This window comes from Aquella oligotrophica (assembly GCF_002892535.1).
In the GTDB taxonomy this organism is placed as follows: domain Bacteria; phylum Pseudomonadota; class Gammaproteobacteria; order Burkholderiales; family UBA11063; genus Aquella; species Aquella oligotrophica.
The window spans coordinates 36,480-53,307 of the sequence record NZ_CP024847.1; the positions used below are offsets into that span (position 1 = coordinate 36,480).

15 protein-coding genes are annotated in these 16,828 nt (G+C 36.4%); 7 read left to right on the forward strand and 8 right to left on the reverse strand.

The window, feature by feature from the left end; all coding sequences use genetic code 11:
• Window positions 1-46 precede the first annotated feature (46 nt).
• On the forward strand, window positions 47-853 hold the full coding sequence (locus CUN60_RS00175) for a hypothetical protein (RefSeq protein WP_102950076.1): 807 nt from the start codon (window positions 47-49) through the stop codon (window positions 851-853).
• On the opposite strand, the gene CUN60_RS00180 is transcribed toward CUN60_RS00175, so the two are convergent.
• Together CUN60_RS00180 and lgt are read right to left on the reverse strand one after the other, a co-directional pair.
• Window positions 850-2,304 carry a glycoside hydrolase family 76 protein gene (locus CUN60_RS00180; RefSeq protein WP_102950077.1) on the reverse strand — a complete coding sequence of 485 codons (1,455 nt, stop codon included), beginning with the start codon at window positions 2,302-2,304 and terminating at the stop codon, window positions 850-852. The two genes, CUN60_RS00175 and CUN60_RS00180, sit on opposite strands and share 4 nt — an antisense overlap.
• A 7-nt stretch (window positions 2,305-2,311) precedes the next feature.
• On the reverse strand, window positions 2,312-3,124 hold the full coding sequence (lgt, locus tag CUN60_RS00185) for a prolipoprotein diacylglyceryl transferase (RefSeq protein ID WP_102950078.1): 813 nt from the start codon (window positions 3,122-3,124) through the stop codon (window positions 2,312-2,314).
• 160 nt (window positions 3,125-3,284) lie between these two features.
• Between lgt and CUN60_RS00190 the strand changes: the two genes are divergently transcribed.
• A complete protein-coding gene (locus tag CUN60_RS00190) occupies window positions 3,285-4,265 on the forward strand; it encodes a malate dehydrogenase (RefSeq protein ID WP_102950079.1) in 981 nt (326 codons plus the stop codon).
• 38 nt (window positions 4,266-4,303) lie between these two features.
• On the opposite strand, the gene CUN60_RS00195 is transcribed toward CUN60_RS00190, so the two are convergent.
• Window positions 4,304-5,203: an SPFH domain-containing protein gene (locus tag CUN60_RS00195; protein ID WP_102950080.1), complete on the reverse strand. Its 900-nt coding sequence runs from the start codon at window positions 5,201-5,203 to the stop codon at window positions 4,304-4,306.
• Window positions 5,204-5,288: 85 nt separating this feature from the next.
• Here CUN60_RS00195 and CUN60_RS00200 point away from each other — a divergent pair, with 85 nt between their 5' ends.
• Together CUN60_RS00200 and CUN60_RS00205 are read left to right on the forward strand one after the other, a co-directional pair.
• A complete protein-coding gene (locus CUN60_RS00200; protein ID WP_102950081.1) occupies window positions 5,289-6,059 on the forward strand; it encodes a helix-turn-helix transcriptional regulator in 771 nt (256 codons plus the stop codon).
• A gap of 81 nt (window positions 6,060-6,140) precedes the next feature.
• Window positions 6,141-7,340, forward strand: a complete 1,200-nt coding sequence (locus CUN60_RS00205; RefSeq protein WP_102950082.1) for an MFS transporter — start codon at window positions 6,141-6,143, stop codon at window positions 7,338-7,340.
• Between the two features lie 51 nt (window positions 7,341-7,391).
• On the opposite strand, the gene CUN60_RS00210 is transcribed toward CUN60_RS00205, so the two are convergent.
• Together CUN60_RS00210 and CUN60_RS00215 are read right to left on the reverse strand one after the other, a co-directional pair.
• Complete coding sequence (locus CUN60_RS00210; RefSeq protein WP_158649216.1) at window positions 7,392-9,581, reverse strand: prolyl oligopeptidase family serine peptidase; 2,190 nt, start codon at window positions 9,579-9,581, stop codon at window positions 7,392-7,394.
• 246 nt (window positions 9,582-9,827) lie between these two features.
• The gene (locus CUN60_RS00215; protein WP_158649217.1) at window positions 9,828-11,321 is read right to left on the reverse strand and encodes an OprD family outer membrane porin; all 1,494 of its coding nucleotides are present in this window, start codon (window positions 11,319-11,321) and stop codon (window positions 9,828-9,830) included.
• Between the two features lie 217 nt (window positions 11,322-11,538).
• Between CUN60_RS00215 and CUN60_RS00220 the strand changes: the two genes are divergently transcribed.
• Window positions 11,539-12,204 carry a YdcF family protein gene (locus CUN60_RS00220; protein WP_102950085.1) on the forward strand — a complete coding sequence of 222 codons (666 nt, stop codon included), beginning with the start codon at window positions 11,539-11,541 and terminating at the stop codon, window positions 12,202-12,204.
• A 6-nt stretch (window positions 12,205-12,210) separates the two neighbouring features.
• Here the strand turns inward: CUN60_RS00220 and CUN60_RS00225 are convergent, their stop codons facing one another.
• From CUN60_RS00225 to CUN60_RS00235, 3 genes are read right to left on the reverse strand one after another with little or no spacing between them, the layout of a single operon-like run.
• Complete coding sequence (locus tag CUN60_RS00225) at window positions 12,211-12,795, reverse strand: FMN-binding negative transcriptional regulator (RefSeq protein WP_102950086.1); 585 nt, start codon at window positions 12,793-12,795, stop codon at window positions 12,211-12,213.
• Window positions 12,796-12,803: 8 nt separating this feature from the next.
• A complete protein-coding gene (locus CUN60_RS00230) occupies window positions 12,804-13,568 on the reverse strand; it encodes a DnaJ domain-containing protein (RefSeq protein ID WP_102950087.1) in 765 nt (254 codons plus the stop codon).
• 10 nt (window positions 13,569-13,578) lie between these two features.
• Window positions 13,579-14,769, reverse strand: a complete 1,191-nt coding sequence (locus CUN60_RS00235; protein ID WP_102950088.1) for a dicarboxylate/amino acid:cation symporter — start codon at window positions 14,767-14,769, stop codon at window positions 13,579-13,581.
• A 121-nt stretch (window positions 14,770-14,890) separates the two neighbouring features.
• Here CUN60_RS00235 and CUN60_RS00240 point away from each other — a divergent pair, with 121 nt between their 5' ends.
• Together CUN60_RS00240 and CUN60_RS00245 are read left to right on the forward strand one after the other, a co-directional pair.
• The gene (locus CUN60_RS00240; protein WP_158649218.1) at window positions 14,891-15,778 is read left to right on the forward strand and encodes a lysophospholipid acyltransferase family protein; all 888 of its coding nucleotides are present in this window, start codon (window positions 14,891-14,893) and stop codon (window positions 15,776-15,778) included.
• Window positions 15,775-16,689, forward strand: a complete 915-nt coding sequence (locus CUN60_RS00245) for a lysophospholipid acyltransferase family protein (RefSeq protein ID WP_102950090.1) — start codon at window positions 15,775-15,777, stop codon at window positions 16,687-16,689. Before CUN60_RS00240 ends, CUN60_RS00245 begins: the two co-directional genes overlap by 4 nt.
• Window positions 16,690-16,828: the final 139 nt, after the last annotated feature.

The window sequence follows — 16,828 nt, forward strand, 5'->3', positions numbered from 1 at the left end:
TTCCTGATATAATTCACTCAATCTTATTTTGAGAATAAATTGAATTATGAAAAGAATTTTCCTTCTAACTGCACTTGCTTCTTCAATCTATCTGGCAAATGCCAATACCGTAAGAATTGACGAACACTCTTATCACGTTGATGAGCATAATGGTGAGGTACATGTGCATAGTTATTCTGAACACCTGAATAACTATAACACGCCAAGAGTTAATAATTACTCAAATGTGCCACGTTACAACAATGATACAATCAATGTGAATAATTATCGTGGACCATATAATAATGGTTATTATCCATATCATGGCTGGAACCAAGGACCAATCGGCTGGAGTAACGGCTGGAATAGCGGATGGAACAATGGCAATAACAATGGTGGCTGGGCAACTGGACTTGTAGAAGGACTAATCGGCGGAATTGCCGCAACTAGCCTATTTAACTATTTATTTAATCATAATTCAACTCCAACTGTTGCCTATGTTAATTCCTATCCATCAGGTAGTACCTATTCTGGATCTGGCGATAATAATAACCCAAATGACCAACAACCACAACAACAAATCACAAATAATACTGTAATTAATGATGATGGAACACCTCCAGGATTAATTCTTACTGGTTTCGGGGCTGCTATTCTTATCGGAATCGGGGCATGGTGGCTATTTAGACGCAAAGAATCATATATTGAAGCGGACAGATACCGTCATGATTACGCCGAAAGAGAAGACTATGATGATGAACAATACGCAACAAAAAATAGTGAAAGTCATGGTAGAAGAAATCTACAGTTACAGCAGCAGAATCATAGAAATGAGATAAATCGGCAACCTCTACGAGATAGACGCAGAGTTTAGTGATAGGCAGCTAATTTATGCTGAAGGAATAAAAGCTCCAATAGCGAAGCAATTCCCGGTACAGAATAGCCATCTGGATAAGCACTAAATGGATTTCCTGCTGGGAATTGCTTTAATAGAGGGTGATTTGCACCCACTAATATACTTTCGCTAAGACTTATACCATAGGATTCAGGTAAAATCATTCTTAATTCTAACATTTTGCTATTTTGTCGAGTAAATAGGCTAAGTTTTTTGAAGAGTAACTTATCATTTACAGGTGATAGCTCGCAAATAAAAAGCCCCAAATACTGCCAATAAGCTAGTCGAAATGCTATTCCATCATAATCAGGAAACCAACCACCTTGCTGCTGATAAGCAAAATCATCCCAAATTCCACCAGTTTTACTACTATATATAATAGTTGACTCAATTAGATCCTCTGCATAATTTTGATACTTCTGATTCCCGGTTAATTTAGACAAAATTGCCATCCCCGGTAATACAACTCCCTGATTGTAGGTAAACATATAGGAAGCAACCTGTCCGCTTCTATAATCATTTGGCTTACCAGTTCCGGTACCAACTCCATCAAGGAGAAGTCCGCTTTCTTTAAGATGAGTGTTAAGCCGATTTGAATAGTCAAGGAAAAACCCATCAGCAACTTTAAGTGTATTATTTAAAACAAATTTATAGCCATATTTAGTTCTATTATTGGTATAACGTTTGTCAATTATTTGCGCAAGCCGTGCACCTGCTGTTACATATAGTGAATTGGCAATTGTTGCCTTGTAATATGGCTTCTCAGCAATTCCGGAATGCCACATTAGGCTATAACTTCCTCTAGTACCTTGCTTATTCAAATATTGAGGACGACTAATGGATTTGAAAATTTTATATGAATAGCCAATTAAAATATCTATATTTTCATTCGATGATTCATACCTCATCAAACCATCGGCATAGCTAATAAAGAAATTAACCCACCATAATCTATCATCAATAATTGGACAATAACCATTTAATCGGCAAATACCCAACTGCTCTTTTTTGGGAAAACTATCCCAATTATTAATCTTATAGAGTAGAAACATGAGTTCAGGGTAATTTCTATACTGTGGCTGATATTTTGCTACAACAGGTAAAAAATCATGAAATTGATTTAGATAAACCTGATTAAAATCAAGCATCGTCCCCATAACCAAAGGCACTTGCCATTGCTGATATTTCAAGTTTATATTACCGTGACCATCCTGTCCAGCAAATATCCCTTGATAAAAAAATAGCTTATAAACACTATCATGTAGCCCAAGAAGAGCAGATTCACTCTGAACTAAGCTATCCGTAGCAGATTCTATTTTTTGACTAAGATGTATTGGAGACTCTTTGATTTCTTTATGATCAGAGCGACTATGATGGCAAGCTATAAGTATAGTCGCCACCACAAGAAAAATGATATTGAATAATCTCAATTATGAACTAATGCTCAACTGTTGAGCGGCTTTTTAGCCCCCAGACAAAAACAATAATTCCAATTAGAATCATCGGAAAAGAGTAAAGTTGACCAAGAGATAATCCAGTTGCTTGAACCACTCCAGTTGCAAAAGCATCTGGTGCCCGGAAAAATTCAAGTACAAAGCGAGCAAGTCCGTAACCGATCAAGAAAACTCCTGAAGTTTGACCTAAATTACGCTCTTTCGTCAAACGGAAGATCAATATGACAGTAAATAGGATTATACCTTCGGTTAAAGCTTCATATAGCTGCGATGGATGACGCGGAAGCATTGAACCTGATTGTGGAAAAACCATACCCCAAGGCAAGTTAGGGCTACAAAAACGCCCCCACAATTCGCCATTGATAAAATTACCAATTCGCCCTAACATCAGACAAAGAGGAATAATCAAGGCAACAAAATCCCCTAAGACGAAAAAGTGCATTTTTTCTTTACGGGTAAAAAGATAAATACCAATACAAACACCGATGATACCACCGTGAAATGACATTCCGCCATCCCATGTTTTTACAATATCCAATGGATGAGTAAGATAGTATGCAGGCTGGTAAAATAGACAATAACCAATCCGTCCACCAAGGACAGTTCCTAATGCCCCATAAAACAAGAAATCATCTACCATTTTCTCAGTAAGTACGGGATGTCCAAATTTACGAATCCGCCACTTACCAACATATAATACAAGCAAAAAACTTAAAAGATACATCAAGCCATACCAGTGAACCTTAATCGGTCCAAGGCTGATAGCTACCGGATCAAACTTGGGATACATTAACATTAATTTCTCTCAATCTTAAAATACTTCATCTTATATAGGAATCACATGCTAACCATGGTCAATAGATCAATTCACTATTTAATAATAAAACGTTATTCTAACCGATAAGCCATTTTTTTGCTACAATATACACTTATTATTAACATTAAGGAGTTCATTTATGAAAGCACCTGTTCGTGTTGCAGTAACCGGAGCAGCGGGTCAAATCAGCTATAGTCTGTTATTCCGCATAGCTAGTGGCGATATGCTGGGTAAAGACCAACCAGTAATTCTGCAATTACTTGAGATTGAACCAGCCATGAATGCGTTAAAAGGCGTGATTATGGAACTTGATGATTGTGCATTTCCATTATTACATGGTGTAGTTGCCAGCCACGATCCAATGGTAGCATTTAAGGATGCTGATATTGCATTACTGGTTGGAGCACGTCCACGTTCTAAAGGGATGGAGCGTAAAGATCTACTTGAATCAAATGGTGCGATTTTTACCGGACAAGGTAAAGCTCTTGCTGCCGTAGCTAATAAAAATGTAAAAGTACTAGTTGTAGGTAATCCTGCTAATACTAATGCACTAATTTTATCTAAAAATGCACCAGGTTTAAATCCTAAAAATATTACATCAATGATGCGCCTTGATCATAACCGTGCAATGACTCAACTTGCAAACAAGGTTGGTGCTCATTCTACTGACGTTAAAGATGTTGTAGCTTGGGGCAATCACTCATCGACTCAATATCCAGACATTTTCAACGCTACGGTCAAAGGTAAAAAAGCTAGTGAACTAGTTGATGAAAACTGGCTAGTAAATGATTTTATTCCAACGGTACAAAAACGCGGTGCTGCAATTATTGAAGCACGTGGACTATCTTCTGCTGCTTCTGCTGCAAATGCTGCTATTGACCATATCCGTAGCTGGGTACTTGGTACAGCTGAAGGAGAAGTTGTAACTATGGGTGTTCCATCAGATGGAAGCTATGGTATCCCTGAAGGTGTTATGTTTGGTTATCCATGTACTTGCAAAAATGGTGAATACACTGTAGTTCAAGGTTTTGAAATCAATGAATTCAGCCGAAAATACATTGATATTACCTATAAAGAATTATGCGAAGAACGTGATTCAATTAAACACCTATTAGGTTGATTATAGAAAAGCCAGACTAATTAGTCTGGCTTTTTAAATTATTTCTTGTCACTACTTAAATTAGCTGCCAACATTTGCTCCGTCAATGTTTGCATTCCTTGTGATGTATGTGGTAATAATAAAGTATTAGTTTTACTATTAGCACCGATTTCTTTTAAAGCATCAAAATATTGGGTAGTAATTACCAGCTGCATTACTTCTTTCGGATCAACGCCACTACCTAGCACCTCTTGCAATTCCATGATGGATTCACGCAAACCGGCGATAATTTCTTTCCGTTGATCGGCAATACCTTTACCACCAAGCTTCATTGCTTCAGCCTCCGCTTCGGCTTGCTTAACTTTAATAATCTTCTCGGCTTCAGCTTTTGCCTGAGCCGCATCACGCAAGCGTTCCTGCTCATTGATTTGATTCATTGCATCAAGCACCCGTTTATCCGGATTAATATCTGTCACTAAGCTTTTGGTTACGATGTAACCGAAGTCCGCCATTTGTTTTGATAATGCCTGTTCAATATTATTGGCAATTTCGTCCTTACTTTCATAAACTTTATCCAAAGTCATGCTAGGTACTTGTGCTCGAACGATATCAAAAATATAACTGCGAATTTGCGAACTCGGATTAGCCAGCTTATAAAAAGCATCAAAAACCTTGGTTTCATCAATCAATAGCTGTACTGAAGTAATAATTTCTAAAGTTACATTGTCTTTAGTCTTCGTATTTGTCGTCACATCCAGCTGTTGAATCTGCGTTGAGACTTTAGCCGCCACCTGCTCAATAAAAGGAATCCGCAGATTAAGACCTGCCGCAGCTGTCCGGTTAAATTTACCGAAGCGCTCAATCACAGCTACCCGTTGTTGGGGAACAATAAATAACGTTGCTAGTAGCAGTATGATAATAGCCAAAACAATAATTGCAATACTAATTAATCCACTCATAATAAAACTCTCCATAAATTTTTCTTCTAGAGGCAAGTTTAGCATATAATTGAGCCCAAGACAATTAACTATTCAAGTGAAAGTAATGACGGTTAACCCAAAGCTACAATTTTTGATTGATAATTTTTTTGTTTCTTTTAACCACCAGAATATTTTCTGTCAAGTAGCGGATATAAATGGAAAGCTAGTATTTCTTAATGATTATTTTGAAAAACAAAATAGTATTATTAGCAAAAAAAATGCGCTGGGTAAATCTATCCGCGAATTTATTCTTGAGCAAAATTACAGCTACTATGAGGGCTACCCAGAGGAGTTGGATCGTATTTATCAAGAAGTCCATACTACTCGCCAAAAAATAACCTTCTTTGCATATGCTAAAGATAGAAACGGCAATGAATATATTCGGTTGGCAAATGTTTTTCCATTAATTAGTGCTGATCAGGAATTAATTGGCAGCTATACTTTGTCCTGGTTTGCCAATCCATTTAATTTTCTGATAAATTTTCTTAATGATTTTCCTAATTGTGGCGAAGATAAGAAATGGCTAATAAATATTCCCAAGTTAACTCAACGGGAACATCAGATAATCTTTCTATTAGCACATAAATTTTCACAATATGAAATAGCGGATTTTCTGAATATTTCGCGAGCCACGGTTCAAAAAACCATCAATGAAAGCCTAATGGATAAATTTAACATTTATGATAATGATAGTCAGAAGTTAATCGAAGCTAGCATTAAGCTTAATTTGCATCTCTATTTTCCACCAAGCCTCCTTGGTGAACGGCTATTGATACTTAATAACGATGAATCAATAATTCGCCAAATAGCTAATAAAATCAATAACAAATCCTAAATATCCATTTTGGATGGTTACTAAATAATTTACTGTCATTTATAATCCTGCCGTATAAAATCACTCTTAGAAGGCGAATCGATGAAAGATAGTATTTCCAGCAAAATTAATAAATCACACATCATGTGGTTCTCATTGTGCGCTACGCTATTAGGTGTATCTTCCACAGATATTTATATTTCGTCTCTTCCACAGATGGTAGCAGACTTTGCAACTAGCCCTAGCATGATAAATCTGACTATCTCATGCTACACCCTAGCAATGGCATTAGGCGGATTATATATTGGCATCCTTAGTAACCGTTTTGGCAGAAGACCAACATTACTATGGGGAATCGCATTATATGTTGTTTCATCTTTTTTTATTGCACATACTTCATCAATAATCCTGATGATTGCTATGCGCGTATTACAGGGAACTGCATGTTCGGCAATAGCGGTAATCACTAGGGTAATTTTCAAAGACATTATGAATGCACAAGAGCAAATCCATGCCAATGGGATTCAGGTAATGGGTATAGTTATCTCGCCAGCTATTGCTCCTAGTATTGGTGCATTTATGGCAGCTCATTTTGGCTGGCAAAGTTGTTTTGAGTTAAGTAGTTTTCTTGGTATATTTTTATTGATTTCTGGCTGGTTTATCATAAAAGAAACTAACTCTACACCAGTAAAAAAATTAGAATCACCAGCCAAATATATCTCAGCATATTTTAGTATTTTTACTAATAAAGCTCAACGCAGTTTACTAATGATAATCGGATTTTCATTTGCAAGTTACTTTGTATTTATCGGTATATCTAGCTATCTTTATATAAATAAACTTGGTATTTCACCAATTAACTATTCATATATTTTTATCATTATTGCAATTGGCTATTTTGCTGGAAATAGTCTGATGATGTATCTAAATAAGAACTCTTACCCGACAGATAAAATCATATCTAAAGGATTATTAATTAGTATTGCCGGGCTTATCCTGATTATTTCTGCTTGTCTGATACCTAGCAAACTCTTAATCATTTTATTTTTAACCAGCGGCGTTTTGATCATGCGTGGAGGTTCAGCATTAATAATAGCTCCAACACAGGTAAAACTTCTTGAAGAGGCTAAAGAACAAGGTGCTCTTGCAGTAGGGCTAGCCCAGTTTACTCAATTCGCTTTATCAAGTATAACTGCTTCGCTTGTTGTAATGTTTCATGATATCCCACTTACAGGGATGATAGTTATGACAGTGATTTCTTTCTTACCTGTAGTATTCTATATTATCAAAAAGCCCTCATAAATAAAAAGCCCAAATTTTCTATTTGGGCTTTTACTAACTAATTTAATACTACTAATTTTGACTTATTGGAGTATTAGTCTGATTAAAGAATAATGTCCACATATCAATCTGAGCCTCAGTAGTATTATATGGACCATGACCCTGACCAGCATACGACTTCAATAGATATGGATTAGTACCACCTCCTGAATTTTGCATAGTTGCGGCAAATTTATAGCTATGTGATGGCGCCACTCGTCCATCTTCCATTCCCGTCATAATTAACATAGTTGGATATGCTATATTTTTTACATTTTGCAATGGCGAGAAAGTCATTATATTATTAAACTGCTCTTGAGTTGAACCCTCACCCGAACTATAACCATAGTCTGAATACCAAGTATAGCCGTTGGTAAATAATTGATAACGTAGTACATCCTGCACTCCAACAGCAGGAAACACCACTTTAAATAAGTTTGGATTTTGCAGTGCTGTTGCAGCCGTGGTAAGACCACCATTGGAGGCTCCCCATAATGCCAGCTTAGCAGAACTTGTATAACTATTATTAATCAGATAATTAGCAACTGCTGCCACGTCATTATAAGTATTCTGTTTATTCAATAACCGTCCAGCATTATACCAAGAAGTTCCATATTCACCACCACCACGTACTTGAGCGACTACATAGATCCCGCCATTTTTCAAAAGCAATAGAGTATTCGGATCAAAGAACGGTTTAGTTGCGCTATCAAAGCCACCATAAACATAGATCAATGTTGGATTACTTCCATCTAGTTTTATCCCTTTCTTATGCCCAATGAAAATTGAAACCTGCGCCCCACCAGTAGATGGTACAAAAATTTCTTTCATTTCATAATCTGCGGGATTAAAGCCAACAATTGAACCACCACCAATTTGAGTACTAGTTTGGGTAGTAGGATTGTAATCATATTTTTCCCACGGCGTGATCAGATTAGAATATTCATACTTAAATACTCCCGATTCAGTACAATCAAACCCGTCATCATTTAATCCACCGATACCGGGTAATGCAATATTAGTCGGCGTAGGAGTATTGCCATCGTAGCGAGATAAGGTACTTGCCCCATTAACTAATACATCTGCATAATAATAGTTACCGCAAATAGAAATGCTATTCACAATATCGCTAGTACTTGCTGGAAGAATATTTTCCCAATTCGCTGATTCTGGATTATTTGGATTTACTGAAACAAGACGCTTCTGTGCTGCACCCTGAGTAGTCTGAATCAATAAATTATTATTTGCTGCTGATCCAAGTATTGAAAACTCTGATTGGTAGTTGTCACCTAAAAACAAAGTTGGCTTACTATTAAGATTAGCTGGATTCAAACTATAAATTTCACTAGTTTGATCTATATTTGTTTGGAAATATAGTATATTATTATATAAAGTTTTATCCAAATTTACCGATAACATTGCACCACCATCAAAAATAAGCTTATCTGTGGTTACAGCAGTTCCAATTTGATGATAAAAAAGTTGTTGATAATTATAATTTGAAGTATAAATATCGGTTACATTTTGTGGTTTGACATAGAAAAACCCATCACCATATACAGTAAACGAACCTGAAGTATATTTAATTTCATCACCGGGCATTATTTGCTGGGTTTGATTGTTGATAACTGTAATAGTTCCTAGATCAAGATTACTATCTTGAGTTTTAGTAATTGTATAAGCGTTATCGGCAGTGCTAGCAGTCTGAACTACTTTTTGTTCACCTTTAACAATTCCCATTTTTTGCAGATCTAAAAACACTCTACCGACATTATTTAGGCTATCCGTGATATATATTTTGTTATCAACCGAAACATTCTCTACCCTACCCGCACCAACTGGTTTGGTATCAATGATAATTTTTTTATCATTGGTATAATAATAGACATCTTTTACTTTAATGAAATGGCGATTTACATTATTATCTTTCAATGATTTGGCCGTTGTCGATGGCGTTAAAAGCGCTTTCACCGTGTTATACTCCGGCAAGCTACTAATATAGCTATTGCTAAAAGAGTTTTGGCTATTCACCCACGCTAAAGTTTGCGTACTATTAGTGTTTTCCATCCATTGATATGGGTCGGCAACCGTAGTGCCATAATAGCTATTAGTAGTACTTTCTGCCTGAGACGCAGGATAATTTAATTTTGTTGAACTACTCGAACCACTGTTACACGCAACCAAAGCAAAAGCTGGTAATAAACTTAATAATATTCTTTTCATGATCATTCCTTAGTTAAGACACCTATCAGTTATACGTCAATTATTATACATCCCTTCATATAACCATAAAGTACATAATGCCATAAGAAAGCCAAAATATAAATAAAATTACAAATTCATATCAATATATTACAGAAACAACCATTGGCATCCCCCATAAATATTTATCGGGGCAAACTGTAGCATTATTACTAAAGCATACTCTAAAATTTAAAATAAATATGAAGCATTCTAATAATAACTATACTAGAAAGTGTAGTTTACAATTAGCCTAGGTTGAAGAAAGCTACCACCTGCGTAGTCGGGCTGAGAGACATAAACTAAACGACTCCAGAAATTCAATGTCGTATGGGGAATTGTATATTGTAGGGCAGCATCATACTCTGTTATCTGATTTGCCTGTGTTGCATATACCTGATTCACAAAAAACTGTGAAAAAGCCAAGCTTGCTTTCAGACTATTATCAAGAAAAGCCATAGAATCTTTTATCAAATATGCACTACCCGAACCCAACTCGGCAATACTATTTAAAGCTGGGGTTGTGTAAAGTGGGTCCGTTTCTAATCCATAGGTATATGGTGTTACAATTCCACCATTAAGGTATGATCCACTAGCACCAAATACATTGTTATACGCCAATGTAACCGTATTATGCCCTACATTGATTGCCCATTTAAGACCAAAAGCATTTCCACTAACTCCACCCAGATTTTGGGTAGTACTATCTGGCATTAATGTATTAGCTGGAATTGAACTCCCATTGGCATTTTGGGTTAGTGCCTGAATTCCAAAGTCAAAACTAACATCATTGGCTAATGGCACATGATAGTTATTATCTGCATACCACATATCAGCATAATCATAAAACTGATAAAACCAAGCATTAAGCGTATAGTTTTTGCTCGGACTCCAAATAGCACCAGCACCGGTAGCACCAGGGGTGGAGGCACTACCTATATTTTGCATTGGTCCACCCATAGTGTTATATAAGGTAGTAGAATAAAAACCATTATCAGGAAATTGCAAATAGCTAAATACACGAAATCCGGTAACAAGTAAATTAGGCATTATCTGCAAATTGGCAGTTACACCCTGATAAGTATTATTCTGATTGGCATAAGTTGCGCCCGGGAAACTACTAATTGAGTTAACCCATGGCGTAGTCAGAAGGATATTCCCACCAGTTATCTCAAAAACATCCTTATACTCCCAGTCTGCATATGCTTGAGTAGGAAAAAGTATTCCAGTCGTGCCATAAGTGTTTGGTTGCCCTGTTTGTTCGACAACAGCACCACTTTGTAGTGCACCGCCAAGAGCAAAACCACCCCAACGTTGAGTTTGCCCCCATGCTTCAACAGTTGCATCAAAACGAGCTTCATTTTGGCTATTAAGATTAATGTTTGTTGTGTTAATCTGACTTAAACCTACGTGATAGGTTCCATTTGGTCCTGCAACTGAACTAGTACCCATATTATAAGCAATTGGATCTTGGGTATAATTATATGGTGAAATATAGGCATTTTTTAAAGTTTCAATATCGATATCTTCACCAGCTTCAGCCTGTGAGTTATCAATAGCTTCCTGAGAAGGCTCTTTTATCCGTTTATACTTTACTTTATGCCCAGACTCATTTATTTCAATAATATCAGAAGATATAACTGCTGATTCATCTGCTTCTGCTACAGATATAAAAAGAACAAAAAAGATTATAAAGGAATATTTTGTTGCTAGTCTGGTCATAATCATTCACTCATGATGCATTCATTACATCCATTTATTATAACAATAAGCCCGATTTAATAACTAATTTTTTGCCTTGATTCTACTAAAAAATATTTCAGCATTTATCTGATTGCTAGGTGATTAAATTCTTGAGTAAGCATATAACTAGAACCTTTTACAGGTTTGGCGATATAATTATGAATTATCTCCCCTATAAACTCTAGGTCTATTATCAATGAAAATTAGTGAAAAAAATCTACAGGATGCCCTAATATTATGGCGATATCACAATGTAGGTAGGGATATACTTACAATAAACAATTCAATAATTATTGGACTCGGTAGCTATGAATTAAGGGTTGCAGATTTTTGTGCAAGACTTTTTAGGAGTGGAACAGGAAACCAGATAATTTTTACCGGAAAAAATGGTAACTGGACAACTGACTTATGGGGAGAACAATGCATTGAGGCAGAAATCTTTGCAAACAGGGTTAAGTCTTTTATTCCTGAAAAGGATATCATTCTGGAAAAAGAAGCTAGAAATATCGGTGAGAATATTTTATTTTCCAGAAGGTTAATTAATGAAGCCAATCTAATATATAACAATATCATCTTAGCAACAAAGCCTAATACCACCAGACGAGCCTATGCCACTACGCTTGCACTATGGCCAGAAGTAAAAGATAAATTACTGGTTACTTCACCGAGCTACAATTTTGATGATATATTGCTGAAGACCAATACAGAATCAATTATTTCAGAGCTAATTGGGGATTTGGAAAGAATTATAGTTTATCCTGACAAAGGGTTTCAAATACCTCAGGAAATTCCATTCCAGGTCATTGAAGCCTATGACCGACTAAGAAACTCCGGCTTTACAACTCACTGCCTAAAAGCCTAGAAAGAGCTAGCAATTATTCATGATATCACATAACTCAGAATTATTTTTATTAAGATTACGAATAACCCCTCTTCTATCCTCAAATGATCTATTCTGACTAAGTTTATATTTGCCAGTCATTTTTTCTATTTTTATTTTAAACCCCGCAATACCGTTCAATTTTGCAGATATTTTCGGGTTTTGCCAATTAATTGGCATTTTGCTTTTGTCATGCAGCAGATATAACTGATCAAGTAATTTCATTAGCTCCGCTTCAGTAGTTGCAATTAATTTTCCTTCAATGTGTACCACAGCATAATTCCATGTTGGTACATTATCCGTAGGGTCTTGATACCAAGCTGGTGAAATATAGCCATGCGGACCATGAAAAATTGCCGTCGCCAGTTGCCCAGTTAGAATATATTCTAGTAATGGATTTGCCCTAGCAATATGTCCAAGCAATTGTCCATTTTCACGATCAAGTAATAATGGCAAATGAGATATTTCTATTTCACCATCTTTTTTGCTAATTAGGGTAGCAAATGGATAATTTTCTATCAATGAGTATAGTTTATCTTGATCTGACTCAATAAAAGATTTAGGCTGATACATATTTTCCCTTATTCACTAACTACTTGCTCTAGTGTAGCATCAATATTTTGCTTATTTAGTGTATCAAGAGTCTTATTGGCATTATCCAGTGTCTGATATGGTCCAATAAAAACATTATAGCTGGTATCTCCTTCAGTGTTAGCATTAATCTTCTGAATTTTACTGCTAAAGCCAAACTGTGTAAGCTGTTTTTGTCGCGCCTTAGCTGTATTTAAATCACTAAAGCTACCAGTATTAATCAAGTAAAGTGTACCAGTATAACCGCCCAATTGATTATAATCATTATTACTTGAATTGGAAGTTGCTACGGGTACTGATGAATTAGTTTTTTTTGCCGAAGGCGTTACAGCTTTACGTTTGGCTTTTTTAGGTGTAGTTGCAATAGGAGCAGAGCTTGTAGTTACAGGCTTTTTATTTAATGCATTAATTATAGTCTCCTGCTCCTTATGCTGCTGATAAGCCCAATAAGCAAAAGCTAATGCTCCACAGGTGAATAACCCCATTAACCATAACCAGATTGAGGAACTATTACCAGAAGGACGTACTACCGTTGAAAGTTGCCTATCACTGATATATTTTAATAAATCATTATCATATACCCGCTTGGTTTTAGGATCACTAAGGATGGTATAAGCTTCCTGAATCAGGGTAAATTCGGTTTGTGAGCCGCCCTTATCTGGATGATGTTGCTGGGCAAGTATTTTATAGGCAGCACGAATCTCTTCATACTCAGCGTCAATACTTAAACCTAAAATTCGATAGTAGTTTTTCATGAATGCTATGTTATTCCCTATAAGTCTTATCTACTAAAGTAGCACAGACTCCAGCTCCAGTGACATTGGTCATTGTCCGCATCATATCAATTATTTTATCTATTCCAATTACTAATGCCAAGCCTTGTAATGGTAAACCAACACTAGTTAATACCACAGTTGCCATAATTGATGCGGTCCCAGGTACTCCAGCAGTACCAATTGTTGCAACTGCCGCAGTTAATGCGATTAATAAGTATTGTGTGGCCGATAAATCAATGCCAAAAACTTGAGCGGTAAGAATACAGACAATTGCGGGATAGATTGCACCACAACCATCCATTTTCATAGTTGCACCAAGAGGCGCTACAAATCCGGCAACGCGTTCACTAACTCTTACCCGATCAACTAGGGTTTCAAGAGTAACAGGTAATGTTCCAAGACTGGAAGATGTCGTAAATGCAGTTATCATTGCAGGCCAGAACTCTTTGAAAAAACGAATTGGATTTCGTTTGGCTACTATACTAATTAATAAAGCATAGATTATTAGCTGAATAAAGCAGGCTACATAAATCGCAACGATAAATTTACCCAGTGGTAAAAGGGTATCTAATCCATACTCATTGCCAACCGCTGTTAATAAGGCAAAAATCCCATACGGAGATAAGCGGATAATTTTACGCGTGATTTTAAACATTACTAGTGAAAATTCGTCAAAGAAGGTACGTACCGTTTTGCCTCTTTCACCAGTTGAAGTCAGTGCTAGTCCAAAGAAAATCGCAAAGATGATTACCGGGATGACTTTGCCATTGGCTATCTGTGCGATTAAATTACCCGGTAACATATCTAGGAAGGTACTACTTATCGTTGGAATCTGGCGTGGTTGATAATCCGTAGCTGCCAAAGCAAGTGTTAATCCATTGCCGGGATTAATTATCTTTCCAACAATAATACCAACTGTAGCAGCATAAAGCGCAGTTATTACAAACCATAATAAGGTTCTACTACCTAGTTTTTTTACTAGGCTCATATCTTCAAGCTTTGAGAAACTAGCAACAATAGTTGAAAAGGTAAGCGGTACAATAATCAGCTTCAATAACTGAAGAAACCCATCCCCAAATGGAACAATAAAATCTACTACTTTTTGTGGTAAATAATGCCCAGCGACTAACCCTAATACCAAAGCTAATAAACATTGATTCCCAAAGCCTAATTTACGCATCTAATTTTCCTTCATATTCCTCGGAATTAAACGAGTATTTTAATATAGATATGACTAGAAGGGAAACTTTAATGTGCTAAAATTGAGGCTTAATTTTAAACTCGGTAAGCGCTTGTTGTTTATGAAAAAATTTTTTATCACAACCCTAATGAAATTGTTGTCACTTCTGCCACTATCAGTAATCCGCTGGATAGGTGCAACAATAGGACTAATTTCATTGAAATTTTCCAAAAAGTCAGCTAAAAGGCTACCACATAATTTGCTAATTACTGGACTTGCAACACCAGAAACGGTTGATGAACTAACTAAAAAAACTGCGCAAGCACTAGGAATGACCTTTACTGAAGCAGCATTAATCGCTTGGCAAAAGAATAAAAAGCGCATAAGCAAATTATCTCAGGTAGATGAAAGCTTCTATGCCGTAAAGCGATTGATGGAGGAAGGCAAAAATATTGTATTCCTAACCCCGCATATTGGTAATTTTGAAGTAGCAGTAAAATATTTCTCGTATTATTTGCCAATGGATATTCAGATTTTGTATAAACCATCGAAAGATCCGGTTTTAGAAGAAATCATGGTTGAAGGTCGGAGTGAACCAAACATTACACCAGTACCGACTAATCGTAAAGGTGTATTAAGCTTGATGAAACACTTAAAATCTGGTGGTTCAATCGGAATTCTGCCCGATAATGTAGCTTCTGGTGGCGACGGAGAGTGGGTTAAGTTCTTCGGACAAGATGTTTATGCGACCTCATTGGCAGCCAAGATTTGTCAGATACCAAATACTCATGTAGTAATAGTTGCCAACACTCGGACTAAAAAAGGATTCCATTCTCGTTGCATACCATTTAAACCAAGTAACGATGATACTCATGATATTATGCAGGAATTATATTTCGAACTCGAGAAATTAATTCGTGAAACCCCGGAACAATATTATTGGTCATACGACCGTTTTCGTCATCCGGATAATGCCAAACCAAAACCTGAAGAAGTAGTAGCTAAATGAATTGGTTAAAACGACTACCCATTGATCTTGCATTAGGATTTTTTCGCCTATGTAGCATGATTCCGATGCCAATAGTAAATATGATAGGCACTGGACTTGGTAATCTACTCTATATCTTTCTGAAAAAACGCCGAAATGTAGGGCTCGTAAATCTAAGCTTATGCTTTCCAACCATGAATGATAAAGAAAAGCATCAACTTATTCGCGAACATTTTCAGGAATTGGTAAGGTTTAGCTTAGTTTATGGGTTGATTTTCTATGCTTCGCCAGAGAAATTAAGAAAGTTAATCAAATTACGTGGTTATGAAAATTTTGACCAGTTTCGCGGTAAACGCCCCGTCGTATATCTTGCACCGCATTTTTTAGGGCTAGATATTGGAGCAAATCGTTTAACTCTTGAAACACCCGGATATAGTGTTTATGCCCAACAACGAAATGAATATCTAACGAAGCGAATTAAGGATGCTAGGTTACGTTTTATCAAAGATAAGGGTGGTGAGATTTTTTCTCGGCAGGAAGGCTTACGGACAATTGTACGTAAAATGAAACAAACCTTTATTCCGTTTTACTATCTACCCGATCAAGATATGGATGAACGTGATTCGGTATATGTGCCTTTTTTTGCTCATCCAAACTGTGCTACACTGGCTACTTTCCCCAAACTAGTAAAATTAACTGATGCTGAAATAGTACCAATGGCAACTTATCGGGAAGGAAACCATTTTGTGGTTGAACTCTTCCCAGCATGGAAAGAAGAATATCCGACTGGAGATGAAGTCGCAGATGTTACACGAATGAACCGCTATATTGAAACCATGATTATGAAGCACCCAGCTCAGTACCTATGGTTACATAAACGCTTCAAAACTCAGCCGGGACTAGCACGTGGTAAATTGTACGAAAACTGTTAATATAAGAGCTTGTTTGCTAAGTTCCAATGAGCTACGAAATATAACCAAATGGTTAAAAAATTATAAGATTCTCGTTAAATAGAATAACTATTCGCCTCAAATTTTATAAATTTTTATCACATTTATCATAATTTCTCGC